Here is a 19,899-nt window from a genome sequence, read left to right on the forward strand (position 1 = left end):
CGTCTCACCGCTGCCTGCCTGCGTCCGGCTGGTACGCATGGCAAGGCGACCAGCCGGACGACGAGGTGAGAAATCCTGGGTGGGAGCCCCGGGGGTTCCTGGGGCTCGTCGGGGGTGGATGGTCGGGCGGCGGCCCTCCGGTGCGGCCGGGGAATCCCGGTCCGGCCGCTCCGGAGGAACCGCATTGCTCGTGCCACCGGGCCGGGCGGCCCGTCGGCACGATCTCCGGTACCCGACCCGTTCCGGCCGCGGGGCGCAACCGCGGCCGGCCCTCGCCGGTCGGGTACCGAAGGTGGCTCTAGAGGGTGGCTCTAGAGGGTGGCCGTCGCCAACGCCGGCTCCACGGTGGTCCACGCCGACCCCGCCTCGGCCGACCGGACCACCGCGTCCAGCACCAGCTGCACCTGCAACGCCTCGGCGAACGACGGACTGGGGTCGGCCCCGGTCGCCACCGCCTCGATGAAGTCGCGCATCTGGTGGGTGAAGGAGTGCTCGTACCCGATGATGTGTCCCGGCGGCCACCAGGCCGACAGGTACGGGTGCTCGCCCTCGGTCACCAGGATCCGGCTGAAGCCCTGCTCGGCGGCGGGTCGCGTCGCGTCGTAGTACTCCAGCTCGTTGAGTCGTTCCAGGTCGAAGGCGACCGTGCCGAGCGACCCGTTGATCTCCACCCGGAGGGCGTTCTTGCGTCCGGTGGCGAACCGGGTCGCCTCGTAGGTGGCCAGTGCCCCGCCGTTCAGACGGGCGACGAAGATCGCCGCGTCGTCGACGGTGACCGGTCCGGTGGCGACGTTGCCGCCGTCGGTCTGGGCCGCCAATCCGCTGGACTCGCTCGGCAGCGGACGCTGCTTGACGAAGGTCTCCGTCACCGCGCTGACACCGGCGATCTGCTGCCCGGTGACGTACTGGGTGAGGTCGATGATGTGTGCCCCGATGTCACCCAGCGCGCCGGAGCCGGACACCTCCTTGCGCAGCCGCCAGACCAGCGGGAACTGCGGGTCCACGATCCAGTCCTGCAGGTAGCTGGCCCGTACGTGCCGGATCTCGCCGAGCCGCCCCTCGGCGACCAGTTGGCGCATCAGCGCCACAGCGGGTACCCGTCGATAGTTGAACCCGCACATCGAGCGTGCCCCGCCGGCCCGGGCGGTGGCCGCCGCGGCGGCCATCTCCTGAGCCTCGGCGACCGTGTTGGCCAACGGCTTCTCGCACAGTACGTGCTTGCCGGCGGCCAGCGCGGCCAGGGCGATCTCGGCGTGACTGTCACCCGGTGTGCAGATGTCCACCACGTCGATGTCCGGTCGGGCCACCAACTCCCGCCAGTCCGTGGTGTGCTCGTCCCAGCCGAGCCGGTCGGCGGCCTCGGCCACCTTCCCGGCGTCCCGGCCGCAGATCAGCGCCATCCGGGCCCGCGCCGGCAGGTCGAACACCCGGTTCACGGTGCGCCACGCCTGTGAGTGGGCGGCGCCCATGAACGCGTAGCCGACCATGCCGACCCGCAGTTCTTTGTCGTTCGTGGACAAGGTTGGGTCTCCCCCCGGTCGTGTCAGAACCCGAGCTTGAGGTAGTTGCTCGCGTTCTCCTTGGTGATCGTTTCGGAGGCGAGGATGATCTCCTTGGGCACCTGGAGTTCCACCAGGTCGGACATGCCCCGCTCCTGGCCGATCAGCCGCGCCAGCGAGATGGCCGAGGAGGCCATCGACGGGCTGTAGGTCACCGTGGCCTTGAGCACGGTGTTGTCGGCCTGGATGTCCTCCATCGCCTTCTTCGAGCCGGCGCCGCCGACCATGAAGAACTCGCTGCGGTTGGCCTGGCTGATCGCCGCCAGCACACCGATGCCCTGGTCGTCGTCGTGGTTCCAGATCGCGTCGATCTTCGGCAGGGCCTGGAGCAGCTGGCTCGTCTCCTGCTGGCCGGAGTCGACCGTGAACCGGGCCGCCCGCCGGTTGGCCACCTTGAAGCCGTGCTGGGCCAGGGTGTCGTTGAAGCCCTGGGTACGCTCCTGGGTCAGCTCCAGCTCGTCCATGCCGGCGATCTCGGCGATCACCGGGTTGCTCACGCCCTTGGCCTTGAGCTGCTCGACGATGAAGGTGGCGGCGGAGACACCCATGCCGTAGTTGTCGCCCTTGATCTGCAACCGGTACGCCTTGGCGTCCGGGAAGGCCCGGTCCAGGTTGACCACCGGGATACCGGCCTGCATGGCCGCCAGGCCGAAGGAGTTCAGTTCCTTGCCGTCGTGCGGCAGCAGCACGATCACGTCCGGCTTCTGCGAGATCAACGTGTCCAGCGCCGCCCGCTGGGCCGCCGCATCCGCGCCGGCCTCGACCGTCTTGAACTCCACATCGGAGTACGCGGCCGCCTGCGCCCTGGCGTTGTTGGTGATCGCGGCGATCCAGCCGTGGTCGGCGGCCGGGGCGGAGAAGCCGATGGTCACCTTCTTGCCGGGCTCGGCGTTGCCGCCGCCCTCGGCCGCCTTGGTCTGGGCCTCGGTCGGGGTGGCCTGTTCGTTGCTGGTGCAGCCGGCCAGCAGTACGCCGGCTCCGACGGCCGCCCCGCCGAAGAGCAGCCGGCGGCGACTGTGCTGGGTCATCACGACCTCCTGGTTATCTGTGGTGGAGAGGGATCTGGGGTGTGCGGGTCCCGGCCACCGTCGAAGTGCCGATGGCCTGGGGGGTATGTGGTGATCAGCCGGTGGTCAGCCGGTTGTTGCGACGGAAGAACTGGGACAGGCTGCCGAACTGGACCTGCTGAATCAGGACGGCGGCGACGATGATGCCGCCCTTGACCATGTTCTGGGCCTCCGTGGAGAGGCCGTTGATGGCGAACAGGTTGGTGATGGTGGCGAAGATGATCACACCGAGCAGGGAACCGACGATGGTGCCCCGCCCGCCGCTGAGCAGCGTGCCGCCGATGATCACGGCGGCGATCGCATCCAGCTCGTAGAGGTTGGCCATCGCCGCCTGGGCCGAGGTGGCCTGGGCGGTGAGCATGATGGCGGCGATACCGCAGCACAGTCCGGACAGCACGTACAGCAGCACGGTGTGCCGCTTGACGTCGATGCCGGCCAGTCGGGCGGCCTCCGGGTTGCCACCCACGGCGACCGTACGCCGACCGAAGGTGGTGCGGTTAAGCAGCACCCAACCCGCGATGACGACTGCGGCCAGGATGTAGACCAGCAGCGGAATGCCGAGCAGGCTGTTGCTGGCGATGCCGTTGATGGTGCTGTTCTGCGAGATCTGGGTCTGCTTGTCGGAGATCTCGGCGGCCAGTCCCCGGGCCGCCACCAGCATGGCCAGGGTGGCGATGAAGGGCACCAGTCGCCCGTACGCGATGAGGACCCCGTTGACCAGGCCGACCCCCATTCCCACGACGACCGCGGTGAAGACCATGCCGCCGGCGCCGAAGCTCTGGGTGGCGACCGTGGTGCACCAGACCCCGGCCAGCGCGACGATCGCGCCGACGGAGAGGTCGATGCCGCCGCCGATGATGACGAAGGTCATCCCGACGGTGACCACCCCGACCACCGAGGCCAGCTTGAGGATGCTGAGCATGTTCGCCCAGACCCAGTCCGGGTTGGAGTAGAGATCGGAACGAGTGGCCGCACCGATCACGAACAGGATCAGCAGCACCCCGATCAGGGCCAGGTTGCGCCGTGCCCCGTCACCGCCGTCGCCGCGCCACCAGGAGATCCGGCCGGTCGGTGCCCGATGGCCGGCCGCCTCCGTCTCGGCCCGGTCCACCGGCGGCGACTGCGCCGGCAACTTGGTCGTGGGCGTATCGGTCATGCCGCTGCGCCTTCCATCAGGGACCCCGACATCACGAGGTCGAGGACGGTGGATTCGTCGAGTTCGCCGGCGGGAGCGGTACGTACGACCCGCCCCTCCCGCATCACCAGGACCCGGTCGGCCAGGCCGAGCACCTCGGGTACCTCGCTGGAGACCAGCAGCACCCCGACGCCCTGCGCGGCGAGTTCCCGGATCACCTGGTACAGCTCGGCTCGGGCGCCCACGTCCACGCCCCGGGTGGGTTCGTCCAGCAGCAGCAGTCGGGTGCCGCCGAGCAGCCAGCGCCCGACCACCACCTTCTGCTGGTTGCCGCCGGACAGGGTCCGTACCGGCCGACCCACGTCGCGGGGTCGCATCTCCAGGCTCTCGGCGATCCGGTCCGCCTCGGCCCGCTCCTTGCCGACGTCGGTGAAGCCGAGCCGGGCGTAGCGGGCGAAGGTGGCCAGGGTGACGTTGCGGTAGATCGGTTCCCCGAGTAGCAGGGCCTGGCTCTTGCGCTCCTCCGGGGCCATGCCCAGGCCGGCCCGTACGGCCGCGCCGACACTGCCGGGCCGCAGGGCCTTGCCGGCCATCCGGACGGTGCCCGACTCGGCCCGGCGGGCCCCGTAGATGGTCTCCAGCACCTCGGAGCGACCGGAACCGACCAGCCCGGCGATGCCGACGATCTCACCGGCCGCGACCGTCAGGGAGACGTCGGCGAACTCGCCGGAGCGGGTCAGCCCCTGCACCTCCAGCAGGGTCTGGCCGACCGTGGTGGTGGCGGGGCGCTCCGGGAAGACGTACTCGATGGTGCGGCCGGTCATCCGGGAGACCAGGTCACGGGTGGGGGTGTCACGGGCGGGCAGGTTCGCCGCAGTGGTCCGGCCGTCCTTGAGGACGGTGACCCGGTCCCCGATCTCGCGGATCTCCTCCAGCCGGTGGGAGATGTAGATGACCGCGATGCCCTGGGCGGTCAGCTCGCGGATGATCCGGAACAGGTTGTCGACCTCGTCGTGGGCGAGCACCGCGCTCGGCTCGTCCATGATGATCAGTCGGGCCTCGTGGGAGAGGGCGCGGGCCATGCTGACCACCTGCTTGCCGGCCGCCGGCAGCGCCCGGACCATCCGCCCGGGTGGGATCTCGGCGTGGCCGAGCCGACCGAGGATCTGCCGGGTACGGCGGGCCATGTGGCCCCGGCGGATGAAGCCGAAGCTGCGCGGCTCGTGGCCGAGGAAGGCGTTCTCCGCCACCGACAGGTCGTTGACCAGGTCGAGTTCCTGGTAGATGGTGGCGATACCGGCGCGCATGGCGGCCTGCGGGTTCGCGAAGCTGACCGGCTGGCCCCGCCACTCGACCAGCCCCGAGTCGGGCCGGTGCACCCCGGCCAGCACCTTGATCAGGGTGGACTTGCCGGCGCCGTTCTGCCCCAGCAGGCAGTGCACCTCGCCCGCGCGGACCTCCAACTGCACCCCGTCCAGGGCGCGTACCCCGGGGAAGGTCTTCACCACGTCGGACAGCCGCAGCACCACCTCACCGGCGACGGTGTCGGCGGGCGCCTCGACCAGGGGATGTCCGGTTTCACTCATGCCGGTGCTCCACTCCACGTTGACTGTCGGCGGTTCACGTCGCCTCCCCGAAGGCCAGGTCGCTGGCGAGTACGGCGGCACCGGCGACCCCGGCCCGCGGACCCAGTTCGGAGAGCACCACCGGGAGGTTGCCGGTGGCCAGCGGCAGCGAGCGGCGGTAGACCACACTGCGGATCTCGGCGAGCAGCACGTGCCCGAGGTGGGCCAGACCGCCACCGATCACGATCATCGAGGGGTTGGTGAAGCTGACCAGCCCGGCCAGGACCCCACCCACCCGTCGACCACCCTCGCGGATGAGCTGGATGCAGGTGATGTCCCCCTCCACCGCACCGGCGGCGACGTCCAGGGCGGTGACCGTGCCGTTGGCGCTGAGCCGTTCGGCCAGGGCGGGTGAGGCACCGGTACGCGCCGCGGCGGTGGCGTCCTTGGCCAGGGCCGCCCCGCTGAACAGGGCCTCCAGGCAGCCGGCGTTGCCGCACGAGCAGATCGGCCCGTGCGGGTCCACCTGGATGTGGCCGATGTCCCCGGCGCAACCGTCCGTGCCCCGGTAGACCTCACCGCTGAGGTAGATCCCGCAGCCGATGCCGGTGCCGATCTTGACGAACAGGAAGTCGTCGACGGAGTGAGCGACGCCGCCGTGCCGCTCCCCGATCGCCATGATGTTGACGTCGTTGTCGACCACTGCCGGGCAGCCGTGCTCGCGGGTGAGCAGCTCACGGACCGGGAAGCGGTCCCAGCCGGGCATGATCGGCGGGGACACCGGCACCCCGTCGCGGAAGCTGACCGGGCCGGGTACCCCGATGCCGACCGCGTCGAGCCGGTCGTAGGCGCCGTCCACCCGGGCCTTGTGCAGCAGTTCGTTGACCCGCTGGAGGGTGACCTTGGGCCCGGTCCGGATGTCGGCCGACTCCGCGTACGCGGCCACCGGCTCGAGGCGGCCGTTGACGACCTCGACGTCGATGGAGCTGGCCCCCAGGTCCACCGCGGCGAAGCGCAGGTGCGGACTGAGTTCGACCAGGGTGGAGCGGCGTCCGCCCCGGGAGGCGGCCTTGCCGGCCTCGGCGACGAACCCGAGGGCGACCAGTCGTTCCAACTCGGCTAGCAGCCGGGGGCGGGGCATCTGGAGCCGGTCGGCGAGCTCGGCGCGCGACAGCGCTCCCTCGTTACGGAGCAGCCGCAGCAGCCGTACGTGCAGGGGGTCGGCGGTGTGCACGGCTCACCTCTCCACCGGGCTCGTTCACGTCGATGAAATATCGATGCGTGGTGCCCGACACAGTAGGAGCCGTCGATGCGTGGTGTCCAGACCTTAGAGCGAATCTGGACCAACTTTTGTTGGATCTAGCAAAAGCTGGCGCCACCCCCCGCCTATCCCCTTTCCGCAGGTCAGAACGACTTCGGAGCGTCATCCTTCGAGCGCAGTTTGCGATCATCACGCAGCTCGACGTACGGCTCCCGGTCGACCGGCCGCAGACCCCCGGCGATCGCCCGACCCCGGGCCAACTCGGCGTCGAACTCCGCGCCGAACAGAATCGCCACGTTGCTCAGCCACAACCAGACCAGGAAGATGATCACTCCGGCCAGGGCGCCGTAGGTCTTGTTGTAGGAGCCGAAGTTCGCCACATAGGCCGCAAAGGCCCCGGAGACCAGCAGCCAGAGCAGCACCGCCAGCACCCCACCCGGGCTGACCCACCGGAAGCCGCCCTGCCGCGCGTTCGGCGACGCCCAGTACAGGATGGCGAACATCAGGCTGACCAGCACCAACAGCACCGGCCACTTGACCAGATCCCAGACCGTCACCGCGGTACGCCCCAGCCCCAGCGCCGACCCGACATGCTCGGCGAACCGGCCGGTGAAGACCACGATCACCGCGCTGGTCAGCAGCAGCGCACCGATCACCGCGGTCACCGCCACCCGGATCGGCAGCGTCTTCCAGATCGGCCGCCCCTCCGGCACGTCGTAGATCGCGTTGGCGGCACGCATGAAGGCGGCGACGTAACCGGAGGCCGACCAGAAGGCCGCCAGCAGACCGACGATCGCCGCCAGCCCGGCCAACCCCCCGCTGCTCTGCGCCTGGTCGAGGGCCGCGTCGATGATCTGGCGGATGTTCTCCTCCGGCACCGCCTCGTCCACGGTGTCCCGCACCCCCTCGGTGGCCGAGGGGCCGAGCAGACCGAGCAACGAGACCAGCACCAACAGGCCGGGGAAGATCGACAACACCCCGTAGTAGGTGAGGGCCGCCGCCCAGTCGCCCAGCCGGTCGTCGCTGAACTCCCGCACCGTCCGCCGCAGCGCCGCCACCCACTCCCGCCACGACAGGTGCGTCGGCTTGCTCGGCTCATCCCGCCCCACCCCAGCATCCCCGCCGTACGCCCGACTCCCGGTGTCGCCGTCGGACCGGGCAGCCTCGCCATCGGGCCCGGTCTCGACCTTGTCGTCGGACCGAGCGGCCTCGCCGCGCGGCTGGGTCTCGTCCTTGTCGTACCGCTGGGCGGCCTTGTCGGGCCGGGCTGGCTCGGGCTGGGTCGGCCGCGCGGGACCGCGCCCGTCCCGGCTGGATGCATTCTCGGAGGCCATCGCCCCTCCCTCGACTCGGTCGCCGACCACGACATGCCCGGCCACCGCCCCCACCTAACCTCCCACCGAATCCCCCAACCCCCCACCCCCAATCTGCATCTACTGACGCCAATCTCCAGTGTTCCCACCGTGAATCTTGGACAGTTGGCGTTCGGCGCTAGCGGAAACTGTCCAAGATTCAGTTTTCGGGTCGCCATCCGGCCGCGAGGAGGGCACGGCGTACGGTGTCGGCTACCTGGTCCGGGTGGGCCCGGACCTGCCAGGCGGGGAAGCGGAGGATGCGGTCCCCGGTGGTCCAGATATCGTTCTGGCGCTGCATGTCCGCAGCCCAATGGCGGACATCCAGATGATGCGCACCGTCGATTTCCACATGCACCCGCCACTGCCGCCAGTACGCATCCAACCAGCGGATCCGCCCGGCCGTGTCGGTACGCCGCTGCTGCAGTTCGGGCGCGGGCAAGCCGGCCCGGCGGCAGAGCCGAATGAAATCGATCTCACTGAGAGCCTGGGCGCCACCGGCGACATCGTCGATGGTCTGCCGGATCAACAGCCGTCGGGGCGCCCGGGGCAGCACATCGAGTACGGTCGCCAACTCCTCGGGCAGTACCCGCCGCTGCTGGCAGCCGGCCGCCACGATCTCCTGCGCCTGCCGGGTGGACGACGCCCATCCGGCCGCATCGACCAACGCCCGCGCGGTGGTGGTCCGGGGCGGACGACCGACCTGAAGGTGCTCGGCGGGCAGCACCGCCGTCCGATGCACCACCACGGCGGCCATGTCGATCGGCATCCGGCGCAGGGTCGTACGCGCCGCCCGACGGGCCGCCGGCACCAGCACATGCACGGGTTCCAGCCGCAGGCCACGTACCCCGGCTTCGATGGCCGCCGTGGCTCCCGCGAGGACCGCACCCCGCCCGGCGGCCAGGACGGCCACCCACAGTTGCTGGTCCCGGGTCAACCGCCCGTTACCGGCCAACAGCAGCCCTCGGCTGATCGAACGCCACCGCCCGGAGCGCACCAGCCCGCGTACGGTGCCCTCGGAGAGCACCGTGCGGGCCTGCGCGAGGGTGAGCACCCCGGCCTGCTCGAAAGCCAGCCACTCCAGCGCCCCGGCGCGCTCATCGGGAACAATCATCCGCCCACAGTGGCCCCCGGCATCTCACCTAACCACCAGATCTTGGACACTTACCGTTATTCCGTAACGACAACTGTCCAAGATTGACCAGCTTCAGGCCAACCCGGCAGCGCAGCGAGGCGAGTCGGGCTACGAGGGCTCGGAGATTTGCGTGACGAACGCCTGCCAGGACTTCGGCGTGAACGCCAGCACCGGCCCGGTCGGGTCCTTGGAATCGCGTACGGCCACCACGCCGGGCAGGTTGTCAGCCACCTCCACGCAGGCGCCGCCGCCGCCGTTGCTGCGGGTGCTCTTGCGCCACCGGGCGCCGGTCAGATCCATGTCTCCGCCACTTCCGCTATCAGGTCGAGGGACTGCTGCTGCGATAGTGCCTCACCCCGGATCGCCTCCCAAATCTCGACCATCTGCCGCACGAACTCGGAGCGGTCGAGGACTTGCGCATGACGCTGCCCCTCCAGGTAGACCACGTCATCGCCTTGTGGGTAGGTAGCGATCACGAAGGGTCCGTCGAGCCCCGGGTAGGCTCCGGCCGCCAGCGGCACCACCTGGATTCGGAGCCGAGGCATCGTCGATCCGAGCTTCACCAGGTGCCGCAACTGCTCGCACATCACCTCCGGCCCGCCGATGCGGCGCCGCAGCACATACTCGTCGATGACCGCCGTGAGCAGGGGCGGACGCTCTCGGGTCAGCACCGTCTGACGGTCCAGCCGGGTCGTCAACTGCTGCTCGATCTCGTCTGACGCGAACAGCCCGGCGCCGTCCAAGATGGCACGGGCGTAGCCCTCGGTCTGCAACAGGCCCGGCACGTACAACGGCTCGAACCAGCGTAGGGCGGTGGCTTCGGCTTCGATGCCGGGCCAGTCGCGGAACCAGGGGACCACGGTTTCGCGGCTGATGCGGCGCTGGATGCGCTCGTACCGGCCGTCTGCGCCGAACACCGTGTCGCAGCGGCGGGCGAAGTCGAGGCTGGGTCGCCGCTCACCCGTCTCCACCTTGGCGACCAAGGCGGGTGAGTAGCTCAACGCCTCGGCAAGGGCGCTCTGCGACATCCCGGTGACCGTACGAGCCAGCCGAAGCTCCTCCGCGAAGTGTTCCAACATGGACGAGCGTTCCACGGACAGCCTCCGTACATCTTCGTACCGCCTGGAAACCGGCTTCGGACGCCCTGGTCGTCACCGTGCCGGACCTCCCACCGTAATCGCATTCTCACCAGACTGTCACGCAGCGGGACCGCTCACGGGATCGGACGGCGGGCGGAACCAGGCCGGGGCGCCGGCACCGACCATCGGCCCGGCGCCCCTCTCCCACCTCGACGGAGGCTCCATGCGACTCAAGTTCTGGCAATGCCGACCCTCGACGGCGTCCGCGCGGCTGCCCCGACGCATCCGCAACAGCCGCCCCCTACCGCCCGCGCCATGGCCCACACCGCCCCACCGGCCTCCGCTGGCCACGCCGGACACCCCCGCCGGCCAGCCACCGTCACCGGGCGCGCCGTCCGAAACCGTCGAGCGACCGGCGTGGGCGACCGCGCCGACGGAGGTATTCCCCCTCAACGGACCGGGACGGCCGGGGTGGCTCACCCGGGCCCAGGAGTGGCGGGCCAACGGAGGCCGCACCGATCATCACCCAGCTGGCCGCCGCCTCGACCGCGAAGGGCGCTGCCTGCCGTCACCGCGAAGGACCACGGAGGGTAAGGGCTGATGCCCCGCTACCGGCCGCATGTCGCGGCGCGGCCGTCCTGGCGATGTCGGGTGTGTGGTGCGACCTGGCCGTGTTCTCCCGCTCGGTTGGCCCTGCTCGGCGAGTACCGGGAGAACCGCACCGGACTGCTGATCTACCTCGGTACGATGATGTACGACGCGACGGACGACCTCCACGGCCAACTTCCGCCGCAGGCCCTGGCCGACCGCTTCCTCACCTGGGCCCGCCCCCGCTGACACCGCCGCCCGACAAGCAGCCTGCTCAGAGGTCCTGGGGGGTGGTGGCGGCGCGGGCCGCGGCGACCAGCTTGTCGGTCTCCGCGATCACCGCCTCGTCGTCGCGGGGGGTGCCGGGGTCGTAGTGGACCATCCAGGTCAGACCATCCACCCCGGGCACCCGCCGACCGACGATCCGGCCGGCACCGCCGGGCAGGGCGTGATGCTGGGTGTACGCCACCGACTTGGTGATCCGGGTGCGTACCTGGTGCGGCAGCTCGCCCGGGTCGAGCAGCAGGTAGCGTTCCGCCGGGCGGTCGGCGACCACCAGGTAGCCCTCGCGTTCGGCGACCTGCTCACCGGGAGTGACGGTGAGTTCCCGACCCGACCAGACCGCCTTGACGATGTCGTGCCAGCCGATCCGGTGGGCGCGTCCGGGCAGCCACAACCCGAGGTTGCTGGCCACGACCACCCCGTCGCCTTCGCCGTTGCCGACGGAGGCCCAGGCCAGCACCCGCTCGTCACGCTCCAGGGGTGGCCGGGCGGCGGGCGGCAACTTGGGCCGACGCCGGAACAGTCTGATCATCACAATCCTCCCGCCGCCTGCTCGCGCAGGGCCCGGGCATGCTGCTCCAGTGAGAGCAGCTCACCGAAGGTGGCGAAGTACTCGTCCTTGTTGCTGACCGGGTTGATCCGCTGGATCCGGGACTTCAACTCCCGGATCCGGGCGGTGACCGACCCCCATTGCAGGCGGGCCATGGTGATCGAAACGTACCTCGGGTCGGGCTCGCCGTCGATCCGCAGCGGCTCCACCGCCAGCTCACCGACCAGGGCCTGGGCCGCGAGGTCCTCGCAGGCGTCGCGTACCGCCTCCACCCACACCGCGCCCGCGGTCGCCGAGGCGGCACCACCGGCCTGCGCGATGGCCGTACGCACCGCCTCGTGCACCGGGTGCCGGTAGTCGGTCGCCTCGATCGCGTCGAACATCGGCCCGGCCAGCACCGGCTCCTGGAGGGCCAGTTTGAGCGCCTCCCGCTCCACCATCGACTGCGGACTGTCCCCGCTCGGCTCGCTGCGCGCCGAACGCGTCGGGCCGTCCACCGGCCGGCCGGCAGCCGCGGCCAGCACGGCCCGCTGCACCGGCTCGATCTCCATGCCGAGGTCACCGGCGAGCTTGCGGACGTACTCCGGGCGTTTCTCCTGGTCCTTGAGCTTGGCCACCAACGGCGCGGCCCGGCGCATGGCCTCGACCCGACCGTCGACGGTGTCCAGGTCGTACCGGCTGATCACGTGGCGCAGGGCGAAGTCGACGAGCGGCTCGCGGCGCGCGACCAGGTCGCGTACGGCCAGGTCGCCCTTTGCCAGGCGCAGGTCACACGGGTCCATGTTGTCGGGGCTGACCGCGATGAAGGTACGCCCGACGAAACGCTGGTCGTCCTCGAAGGCGCGCAGGGCGGCCTTCTGCCCGGCGGCGTCCCCGTCGAAGGTGAAGATGATCTCCCCGGCCACGGCGTCGGTGTCCAGCAGCAGCCGACGCAGTACGCCGATGTGGTCGCCGCCGAAGGCAGTGCCGCAGGTCGCCACCGCGGTCGGCACCCCGGCCAGGTGGCAGGCCATCACGTCGGTGTACCCCTCGACCACCACCACCCGGCCCTGCTTGGCGATCTCGCGTTTGGCCTGGTCGATGCCGTAGAGCACCTGGGACTTCTTGTAGATCGGGGTCTCGGGGGTGTTGAGGTACTTCGGGCCGTCGTCATCGTCGAACAGCTTGCGGGCCCCGAAGCCGATCACATCACCGGTCAGGTCACGGATCGGCCAGAGCAGCCGACGCCGGAACCGGTCGATCAGGCTGCCCGAGCGGGCTGGCCGGGACAGCCCGGCGGTTACCAGTTCGTCGTGGCTGAACCCCTGCTGGCGCAGGTGCCGGGTGAGGGGGTCCCAGCCCTCGGGGGCGAATCCGCAGCCGTAGCGTTCGGCGGCGGCCCGGTCGAAGCCCCGCTGGGCGAGGAACTCCCGGGCGGTACGCGCACCGGCCGTGGTCAGTTGGGCGGTGTAGAACTCCACCGCGGCGGCGTGCGCGGCGACCAGCCGCTGCCGCTGCCCCTGCTGGGGTCGCTCCCGGCGCGGGGCGGACCGGTCGTCCTCCACGTACCGCAGTTGCAGTCCGACCCGGGCGGCGAGCCGCTCCACCGCCTCGACGAAGCTGAGATGCTCAGCGTCCATCAGGAACTTGATGGCGTCGCCACCGGCACCGCAGCCGAAGCAGTACCAGACGTTACGTGCGGGCGAGACGTTGAACGACGGGCTCTTCTCGTCGTGGAACGGGCACAGCCCCTTCAGGTTGCCCGCACCTGCCGACTTCAGGGTCACCGTGTCGGAGATCACCTCAGCGATGGAGGCCCGCTCCCGAACCAGCGCGATGTCCTCATCCCGAATCCGCCCCGCCACACCCCCACCCCCTTCTCGCTATCTCCCCATCCTCCCCTGCCCACCCCAACCCCACCGACCACCCCCACCCACCCCACCTCCACCTCCACCTCCACCTCTGTTGATCATGAGGTTGACGGCGGACTTGATCTACAGAAGTGCCGCCAACCTCATGGTCAACGGGTTGGGAGGGGGTGGGTGGGGGTGGGGTGTTCGTCGGCTTCTACTTGGCGGTTCCAGTCGGGTTTGGTGGCGCGCCAGCCTTCGTCGTCGAAGCCTCGGCGCCAGTAGCCGGAGATGGAGAGGGACTCGCGGGGGATGGCCCGGTCGACCCGCAGGAAGCGGCGGAGGTCGCGGACGAAGCCTGCCTCGCCGTGGACGAAGGCGTGCACCGTGCCGGGCGGGAACTCCAACTCCCGGACGGCGGGGACCAGGGCGGCGCCGACCGGCCCTCCATCGCGGTGCAGCCAGGTCAGGTGGACGTTGCCGGGGCTGGGCAGGGGCTGCTCGTCGGCCGGGCCGTCGACCTCGACGAAGACGTGCGCGGGGGCGCCCACCGGCAGCCGGGCCAGGGAGGCGGCGATCGCCGGCAGGGCGCTCTCGTCGCCGACCATCAGGTGCCAGTCGGCCTCCGGGTTGGGGGCGTACGCCCCACCGGGGCCGGTGAACAGCACCTCGTCGCCGGGGCGCAGGGCGGCGGCCCAGGGCCCGGCCAGGCCCGTCTCGCCGTGGTGCACCACGTCGACGGTCATCTGCCCGGTTTCGGCATCCCAGGCCCGCACGGTGTACGCCCGCAGCCGGGGCCAGTGCTCACGCGGCAGTTCACGCTTGATCGCGGCAAGCTCCATCGGGCGCGGGTACTCGACCCCCGGCACCGGGAAGACGATCTTGATGTAGTGGTCGGTGAACTCGCCCACCGGCAGGCCGATCAACTCGGAGCCGCCGAACACCACTCGGACCACATGCGGGGTAAGTCGTTCGGTGCGTACCACGCGGGTGGCGGTGACTGTCTTCGGGCGCTCGGTCATCTGGTTAGGCTAGCCTCACCCGCCGGCGCCCGACCGGCCGGCGTCAGCCGCCCAACCACGGCGTCAGGCGAGCAGGCGGGTGTGCCAGGCCAGGGCGGCGGGGTCGGTGAGGGAGGCCACCTGGTCGACCACCACCCGCAGTCGGGCGGTGTCGTCCGGGGCGGCGCGCCACAGCGGGGCGAAGACCGGGTCCAGGGCCTCGGGTGCCCGGTCGGCCAGCACCCGCACCAGGTCGGTGAGGATCTCCCATTGTCGCTGGTAGCGCCCCTGCGCCCCGGGGCGACGCAGCACGTAGCGCAGGGCTATGCCCTTGAGCAGGGCGCACTGGGCCCGCAGCGACCGGGGCACCACGAGATCGGCCGCGTAGCGACGGTGTGGCCCGGGGCCGAACCGGGCCGTGGTGGCCGCGACGGCGGTGGCCACGAACCGGCCGGTCAGCACGCTTGTCGTGGCCTTGAGGGCGGCCTGGGCGCGGTGGCTGCCGTCGTATCCGGCCAGCGGGGCCAGCAGCGGATCGGCGAGCAGTTCCGTCAGCACCTGGCCGAGGTAGTCCGCCGGCTCGGCGGAGTAGGTGGCGGCCACGTCGGCGCAGAGGGCGGCCTGCTCGTCGGGGTCGGCCAGCAGCAGGTCCAGGGTCAGGTATCCACCGTGGATGCCGTCCTCCACGTCGTGCACCGAGTACGCGACATCGTCGGCCCAGTCCATCACCTGCGCCTCCAGGCAACGCCGTTCCCCGGTCGGCGCCCCCTGCCGCAGCCAGTCGAAGACCGGCCGGTCGTCGGCGTACACCCCGAATTTGCGCCGGCCCGGCCGACGCGGCCAGGGGTACTTGCTGACCGCGTCCAGGCAGGCGCGGGTGAGGTTGAGCCCGACGGAGGTGCCGTCGGCGGCGTACACCTTGGCCTCCAGGCGGGTCAGCACCCGCAGGGTCTGCGCGTTGCCCTCGAAGCCGCCGCAGGCGGCGGCGACCGCGTCCAGGGCCGCCTCGCCGTTGTGCCCGAACGGCGGGTGCCCCAGGTCGTGCGCCAACCCGGCGGTGTCGACGACGTCCGGATCGCAGCCCAGTCGCGCCCCCATCTCCCGGGCGATCTGGGCCACCTCCAGCGAATGGGTCAGTCGGGTACGCAGGAAGTCGTCCGTGCCGGCCGTGTGCACCTGGGTCTTCGCGGCGAGCCGACGGAACGCCGCCGAGTGCAGCACCCGGGCCCGGTCCCGCTCGTACGGTGAACGGTCTCCCCCGGCGTCCTTGACCGGCTCGGTCACCCGCCGCTGCGCGTCAGTCCCCACGTGGGGCGAGTACGCAGAACTCGTTGCCCTCCGGGTCGGCGAGCACCGTCCAGTCGCTGCCGTCCTGGCCCACGTCGACATGCCGCGCACCCATGTCGACGAGTCGTTCCACCTCGGCCTCCCGGTCGGCCGGTCGCAGGTCGAGGTGCAGCCGGTTCTTGTTCTCCTTGGCAGCGGTCACCGGCACGAAGACGATGCCGGGCAACCGGTCGACGGACTGCCGGATCTCCACCTCGTCGGGCTGCTCGGCGACCACCTGGTAGCCGAGCACCTCGGCCCACCAGCGGGCCAACCGGGCCGGATCACGGGCATCGATGGTCAGGCTCGTCCAGACACTGGTCATGCCGACACCTCCGACCGGTCACCGGCAAGCCCCGACAGCGCGGTACGCACACTCATCCGGCACCCCTTTGCGACGATGGTCCTCCGGCGAGCCTCAGGTTACGCCCGGCCGCGCCGCAGGGCGCGACGACGAACTGTGGCCGAAAGGTTCACATCCTCCGATCAGACTGGAGTTGTCGTCCGATTGCCGACGGTCACGGGATCGCGTTATTCGACATCCACGGGTAGCGTCGCCATCGCGGAACGTCACCTGTTGAGCGGCGACACAACCGGTGGGAGAGAGACGCTCGTGAACGCGGAAACGATGATGGGCACCGAGTTGCAGGGGCTGCGCCGACGCCGGCCCGAAGTGACCGGCACGGTGCTCGCCGGCACGGACGGCCTGTTGATCTCCAGTGACCTGCCCCTGACCGACGCCACCTACCTGGCCGCCCTGGCGGCGGCGAGTTACGGCGTCGGCAACCGGATGGCGGCGACCGTCCGGCAGGGTCCCTTCCACGAATCCGTGGTGCATACCGGGGCCGGTTGCGTGATCACCTATCCGGCCGGTGGGGATGCCCTGTTGACCCTGGTGGCCGCCCCCGGCGCCGACCTGGTGGCGCTGCGCGAGGAGGCGTTGGCGATGGTGCATCGGGCCGGGCCGGCCCTGGCCGCCTGTCGCCGATCGACCCCGCTGACGCCGCTTCAGACCGATCCCCACACCCCGTTGGCCGTGCGTACCCCGATGTCCACCCTGCCGGGGCAGCGCACCCGCCGGGACCCGCACATCACCTGGCGCCGCCCACCGATCTGAGCCCGAACGGCGCACCGGCCGCCGGTCTGAGGGTCGGCCGCGGATCGGAGCGCCCGAGACCGGGGTAGGCGGACAGCGCCCGCCGACCCCGGGTCGTTCAGCGGCTGTCCGAGCCCGCCGTGACCACGGCCGCCCGGCCCGCCTCCAGCCGGGCCACCGGCACCCGGAACGGCGAGCAGGAGACATAGTCCAGTCCGACGGCGTGGAAGAAGTGCACCGAGTCCGGGTCGCCCCCGTGCTCGCCGCACACCCCCAGCTTGAGTCCGGGACGAGCCGCCCGGCCTTCCTCGGCCGCGATCCGCACCAGTCGACCGATGCCGTCGGCGTCGATCGACTCGAACGGCGAGATGCCGAAGATGCCCAGTTCCAGGTAGCGCCAGAAGAAGGCACCCTCCACGTCGTCGCGGGAGAATCCCCAGCCCATCTGGGTCAGGTCGTTGGTGCCGAAGGAGAAGAACTCGGCCGCCTCGGCGATCTGCCCGGCGGTCAGGGCCGCCCGGGGCACCTCGATCATCGTGCCGATCAGCACCTCGACATCGCTGCCACCGGCCACCTCAGCGATGATCTTCTCGGCCTCGGCGCGTACGGTCTCCAGTTCCTGCACCGCGCCGACCAGCGGGACCATGATCTCCGGGCAGGCGTTTATCCCCTGGCGGGTGCACTCCACGGCGGCCTCGGTGATCGCCCGGACCTGCATCGCGAACAGGCCGGGGATGACCAGGCCCAGGCGTACCCCGCGCAGCCCCAGCATCGGGTTCTCCTCGTGCATCCGGCGTACCGCGGCCAGCAGCGCCTCCTCCTTGGCCACATCCTCGCCGCGTTCCTGGGCCACCGCCACGTCGACCGCGAGCTGCTCCAGGGGAGGCAGGAACTCGTGCAGCGGCGGGTCGATCAGCCGAACGGTGACCGGCTGCCCGTCCATCGCCCGGAAGATCTCCACGAAGTCGGCCCGCTGCAGGGGCAGCAGCGCGGCGAGGGCGGCTTCCCGCTCCGGGGCCTCCCGGGCCAGGATCAACCGCTCGACCAGTTCCCGCCGGTCACCGAGGAACATGTGCTCGGTGCGGCACAGCCCGATGCCCTCGGCGCCGAAACGCCGCGCCCGCGCCGCGTCGGCACCGGTGTCGGCGTTGGTGCGTACCGCCAGCCGCCGCCGGGCGTCCGCGTACGACATGATCCGGTGTACGGCCTGGACCAGCGCGCCGTCGGTGGCCTCCGGGTCGAGTTCACCCTCGAAGTACTGCACCACCTCGGAGGGGGTGACCGGCACCTGACCCAGGTAGACCTTGCCGGTGGTGCCGTCGATGGAGACCACCTCCCCCTCGGTGACCGTCCGACCGGCCACCGTGATCCGCCGCTTCGGCACGTCGATGTCGAGTGCGTCGGCGCCGGAGACGCAGGTCTTGCCCATCCCTCGGGCCACCACGGCGGCGTGGCTGGTCTTGCCGCCCCGGGAGGTGAGGATGCCCTTGGACGCGATCATGCCGTTCAGGTCGTCCGGGTTGGTCTCCCGGCGGACCAGGATGACGTCCTCACCCTGACCGGCCAACTCGACCGCGCGGGCCGAGGTGAAGACCACCTTGCCGACCGCCGCCCCCGGCGAGGCGCCGATGCCGGTGGCGACCGGCTCGAAGCCGTGGTCGAGCTGGAAACGCGGGAACATCAGCTGGGCCAGTTGGGCCCCGTTGACCCGGTGCAGCGCCTCGTCCAGGTCGATCAGGCCCTCGTCGACCAGTTGACCGGCGATGACGAAGGCGGCGGCGGCCGTACGCTTGCCGACCCGGGTCTGCAGCATCCACAGCTTGCCGCGTTCGATGGTGAACTCGATGTCGCAGAGGTCCTTGTAGTGCCGCTCCAGCCGGGCCATGTAGTCCAGCAGTTCGTCGTAGGCGGGTTTGTTGATCCGCTCCAACTCCTGCAACGGCACGGTGTTGCGGATGCCGGCGACCACGTCCTCCCCCTGGGCGTTGGCCAGGTAGTCGCCGTAGATGCCCTGGGCCCCGCTGGCCGGGTCACGGGTGAAGGCCACCCCGGTGCCGGAGTCCGGGCCCAGGTTGCCGAAGACCATGGCCACCACGTTGACCGCAGTGCCCAGGTCGGCCGGGATGCGTTCCTGTCGGCGGTAGATCACCGCCCGCTCGGCGTTCCACGAGTCGAAGACCGCCCGGATGGCCAGGTCGAGCTGCTCGCGGGGGTCCTGCGGGAACTCCCGCCCGGTGTGCTTACTGAAGATCTTCTTGTACGTGTCGACAAGTGCCCGCAGGTCGTCGGCGTCCAGGTCCAGGTCGTCCGTGCTGCCCTTGGCCCGCTTGGCCTCGTCGATGGCGTGCTCGAACTCCTCGCCCGGCACCTCGCAGACGGTTTTGCCGAACATCTGGATCAGTCGCCGGTAGGAGTCCCAGGCGAATCTGTGGTTGCCGTTGGCCTGGGCGGCCAACCCGACCACACTCCGGTCGTTGAGTCCCACGTTGAGGACGGTCTCCATCATCCCCGGCATGGAGAACTTCGCCCCGGACCGCACCGAGACCAGCAGCGGGTCGTCCGGGTCACCGAGGCGGCGGCCCATGCCCTGCTCCAGGGCGGCCAGGTGGGCGGCGATCTGGTCGGCCAGCCCGGCGGGCTGCTCCCCGCTGGCCAGGTACGCCTTGCACGCCTCGGTGGTGATCGTGAAGCCGGGCGGAACCGGCAGGCCGAGGTGGGTCATCTCGGCCAGGTTGGCACCCTTGCCGCCGAGCAGGTCCTTGAGATCCCGGTTGCCCTCGGCGAAGTCGTAGACGTACTTGTGCTCGACCGTTTCCTGCGCTGTCACCAAAGCCTCCCACGCGCCCGGACTGACACTTAACGAAGGTTCAGTTTTTTGTACCCCGAAAGCCCTCATGGGCAATCCGGGTTGCTGTGCCGATCGGTGGGCGAAGGCTAAGCGAACGAGGCCCAGCCTGGGGCCATTCGGTGACAATGGGCACAGCAATCATGACTTTCCGCGTTCGTCCGGGTTTCTGGGAACGCTTCCATAAACACGAACAAGCAATTGCTTGCCGCGCCGTACTCTTGAGAAC

General features: G+C 70.5%; 17 protein-coding genes. 2 read left to right on the plus strand and 15 right to left on the minus strand.

The window, feature by feature from the left end:
• Positions 1-311: 311 nt before the first annotated feature.
• From ACLQ2T_RS22100 to ACLQ2T_RS22140, 9 genes are all read right to left on the minus strand, one after another.
• A complete protein-coding gene (locus ACLQ2T_RS22100; RefSeq protein WP_425768337.1) occupies positions 312-1,487 on the minus strand; it encodes a Gfo/Idh/MocA family protein in 1,176 nt (391 codons plus the stop codon).
• A gap of 56 nt (positions 1,488-1,543) precedes the next feature.
• Positions 1,544-2,587, minus strand: a complete 1,044-nt coding sequence (locus ACLQ2T_RS22105) for a substrate-binding domain-containing protein (RefSeq protein ID WP_425768259.1) — start codon at positions 2,585-2,587, stop codon at positions 1,544-1,546.
• Positions 2,588-2,681: 94 nt separating this feature from the next.
• Positions 2,682-3,782 (minus strand): ABC transporter permease, encoded by a 1,101-nt coding sequence (locus tag ACLQ2T_RS22110; protein ID WP_425768260.1) that lies wholly within the window; start codon positions 3,780-3,782, stop codon positions 2,682-2,684.
• Positions 3,779-5,347, minus strand: a complete 1,569-nt coding sequence (locus ACLQ2T_RS22115; protein WP_425768261.1) for a sugar ABC transporter ATP-binding protein — start codon at positions 5,345-5,347, stop codon at positions 3,779-3,781. The genes ACLQ2T_RS22110 and ACLQ2T_RS22115 overlap by 4 nt, the downstream gene beginning before the upstream one ends.
• Positions 5,348-5,381: 34 nt before the next feature.
• Positions 5,382-6,560, minus strand: coding sequence for an ROK family transcriptional regulator (locus tag ACLQ2T_RS22120; protein WP_425768262.1), 1,179 nt, complete (start codon positions 6,558-6,560; stop codon positions 5,382-5,384).
• Positions 6,561-6,730: 170 nt separating this feature from the next.
• Positions 6,731-7,921 (minus strand): YihY/virulence factor BrkB family protein, encoded by a 1,191-nt coding sequence (locus ACLQ2T_RS22125; protein ID WP_425768263.1) that lies wholly within the window; start codon positions 7,919-7,921, stop codon positions 6,731-6,733.
• A 178-nt stretch (positions 7,922-8,099) separates the two neighbouring features.
• Entirely contained in the window at positions 8,100-9,053 is a 954-nt protein-coding gene (locus ACLQ2T_RS22130; RefSeq protein ID WP_425768264.1) for an endonuclease domain-containing protein, read from the minus strand.
• Between the two features lie 129 nt (positions 9,054-9,182).
• Positions 9,183-9,374 carry a DUF397 domain-containing protein gene (locus tag ACLQ2T_RS22135; RefSeq protein WP_425768265.1) on the minus strand — a complete coding sequence of 64 codons (192 nt, stop codon included), beginning with the start codon at positions 9,372-9,374 and terminating at the stop codon, positions 9,183-9,185.
• Positions 9,365-10,168, minus strand: coding sequence for a helix-turn-helix domain-containing protein (locus ACLQ2T_RS22140; protein ID WP_425768266.1), 804 nt, complete (start codon positions 10,166-10,168; stop codon positions 9,365-9,367). Before ACLQ2T_RS22140 ends, ACLQ2T_RS22135 begins: the two co-directional genes overlap by 10 nt.
• A 585-nt stretch (positions 10,169-10,753) precedes the next feature.
• Between ACLQ2T_RS22140 and ACLQ2T_RS22145 the strand changes: the two genes are divergently transcribed.
• A complete protein-coding gene (locus ACLQ2T_RS22145) occupies positions 10,754-10,990 on the plus strand; it encodes a flavin reductase (RefSeq protein ID WP_425768267.1) in 237 nt (78 codons plus the stop codon).
• A gap of 25 nt (positions 10,991-11,015) precedes the next feature.
• On the opposite strand, the gene ACLQ2T_RS22150 is transcribed toward ACLQ2T_RS22145, so the two are convergent.
• The 5 genes from ACLQ2T_RS22150 to ACLQ2T_RS22170 form a co-directional block, all read right to left on the minus strand.
• The gene (locus ACLQ2T_RS22150) at positions 11,016-11,552 is read right to left on the minus strand and encodes a hypothetical protein (RefSeq protein ID WP_425768338.1); all 537 of its coding nucleotides are present in this window, start codon (positions 11,550-11,552) and stop codon (positions 11,016-11,018) included.
• 2 nt (positions 11,553-11,554) lie between these two features.
• Positions 11,555-13,417 (minus strand): DNA primase, encoded by a 1,863-nt coding sequence (dnaG, locus tag ACLQ2T_RS22155; protein WP_425768268.1) that lies wholly within the window; start codon positions 13,415-13,417, stop codon positions 11,555-11,557.
• A gap of 155 nt (positions 13,418-13,572) precedes the next feature.
• Positions 13,573-14,424, minus strand: coding sequence for a siderophore-interacting protein (locus ACLQ2T_RS22160; RefSeq protein ID WP_425768269.1), 852 nt, complete (start codon positions 14,422-14,424; stop codon positions 13,573-13,575).
• A 63-nt stretch (positions 14,425-14,487) separates the two neighbouring features.
• A complete protein-coding gene (locus ACLQ2T_RS22165) occupies positions 14,488-15,711 on the minus strand; it encodes a deoxyguanosinetriphosphate triphosphohydrolase (protein WP_425768270.1) in 1,224 nt (407 codons plus the stop codon).
• Positions 15,701-16,054 carry a VOC family protein gene (locus tag ACLQ2T_RS22170; protein ID WP_425768271.1) on the minus strand — a complete coding sequence of 118 codons (354 nt, stop codon included), beginning with the start codon at positions 16,052-16,054 and terminating at the stop codon, positions 15,701-15,703. The genes ACLQ2T_RS22165 and ACLQ2T_RS22170 overlap by 11 nt, the downstream gene beginning before the upstream one ends.
• Before the next feature lie 288 nt (positions 16,055-16,342).
• Between ACLQ2T_RS22170 and ACLQ2T_RS22175 the strand changes: the two genes are divergently transcribed.
• Positions 16,343-16,846 (plus strand): roadblock/LC7 domain-containing protein, encoded by a 504-nt coding sequence (locus tag ACLQ2T_RS22175; protein ID WP_425768272.1) that lies wholly within the window; start codon positions 16,343-16,345, stop codon positions 16,844-16,846.
• A 97-nt stretch (positions 16,847-16,943) separates the two neighbouring features.
• Here the strand turns inward: ACLQ2T_RS22175 and ppdK are convergent, their stop codons facing one another.
• Positions 16,944-19,652, minus strand: coding sequence for a pyruvate, phosphate dikinase (gene ppdK / locus ACLQ2T_RS22180; RefSeq protein WP_425768273.1), 2,709 nt, complete (start codon positions 19,650-19,652; stop codon positions 16,944-16,946).
• Positions 19,653-19,899 lie beyond the last annotated feature (247 nt).

The organism is Micromonospora sp. DT229 (assembly GCF_049844505.1).
GTDB lineage: Bacteria > Actinomycetota > Actinomycetes > Mycobacteriales > Micromonosporaceae > Micromonospora.

Excerpts from the sequence above, each read along its gene's own strand:
- ACLQ2T_RS22135 (WP_425768265.1), bottom strand. The coding sequence starts at position 9,374 with ATGGATCTGACCGGCGCCCGGTGGCGCAAGAGCACCCGCAGCAACGGC.
- ACLQ2T_RS22145 (WP_425768267.1), top strand. The coding sequence starts at position 10,754 with ATGCCCCGCTACCGGCCGCATGTCGCGGCGCGGCCGTCCTGGCGATGT.
- ACLQ2T_RS22110 (WP_425768260.1), bottom strand. The coding sequence starts at position 3,782 with ATGACCGATACGCCCACGACCAAGTTGCCGGCGCAGTCGCCGCCGGTG.
- ACLQ2T_RS22115 (WP_425768261.1), bottom strand. The coding sequence starts at position 5,347 with ATGAGTGAAACCGGACATCCCCTGGTCGAGGCGCCCGCCGACACCGTC.
- ACLQ2T_RS22170 (WP_425768271.1), bottom strand. The coding sequence starts at position 16,054 with ATGACCAGTGTCTGGACGAGCCTGACCATCGATGCCCGTGATCCGGCC.
- ACLQ2T_RS22160 (WP_425768269.1), bottom strand. The coding sequence starts at position 14,424 with ATGACCGAGCGCCCGAAGACAGTCACCGCCACCCGCGTGGTACGCACC.
- ACLQ2T_RS22105 (WP_425768259.1), bottom strand. The coding sequence starts at position 2,587 with ATGACCCAGCACAGTCGCCGCCGGCTGCTCTTCGGCGGGGCGGCCGTC.
- ACLQ2T_RS22125 (WP_425768263.1), bottom strand. The coding sequence starts at position 7,921 with ATGGCCTCCGAGAATGCATCCAGCCGGGACGGGCGCGGTCCCGCGCGG.
- ACLQ2T_RS22100 (WP_425768337.1), bottom strand. The coding sequence starts at position 1,487 with ATGGTCGGCTACGCGTTCATGGGCGCCGCCCACTCACAGGCGTGGCGC.
- ACLQ2T_RS22130 (WP_425768264.1), bottom strand. The coding sequence starts at position 9,053 with ATGATTGTTCCCGATGAGCGCGCCGGGGCGCTGGAGTGGCTGGCTTTC.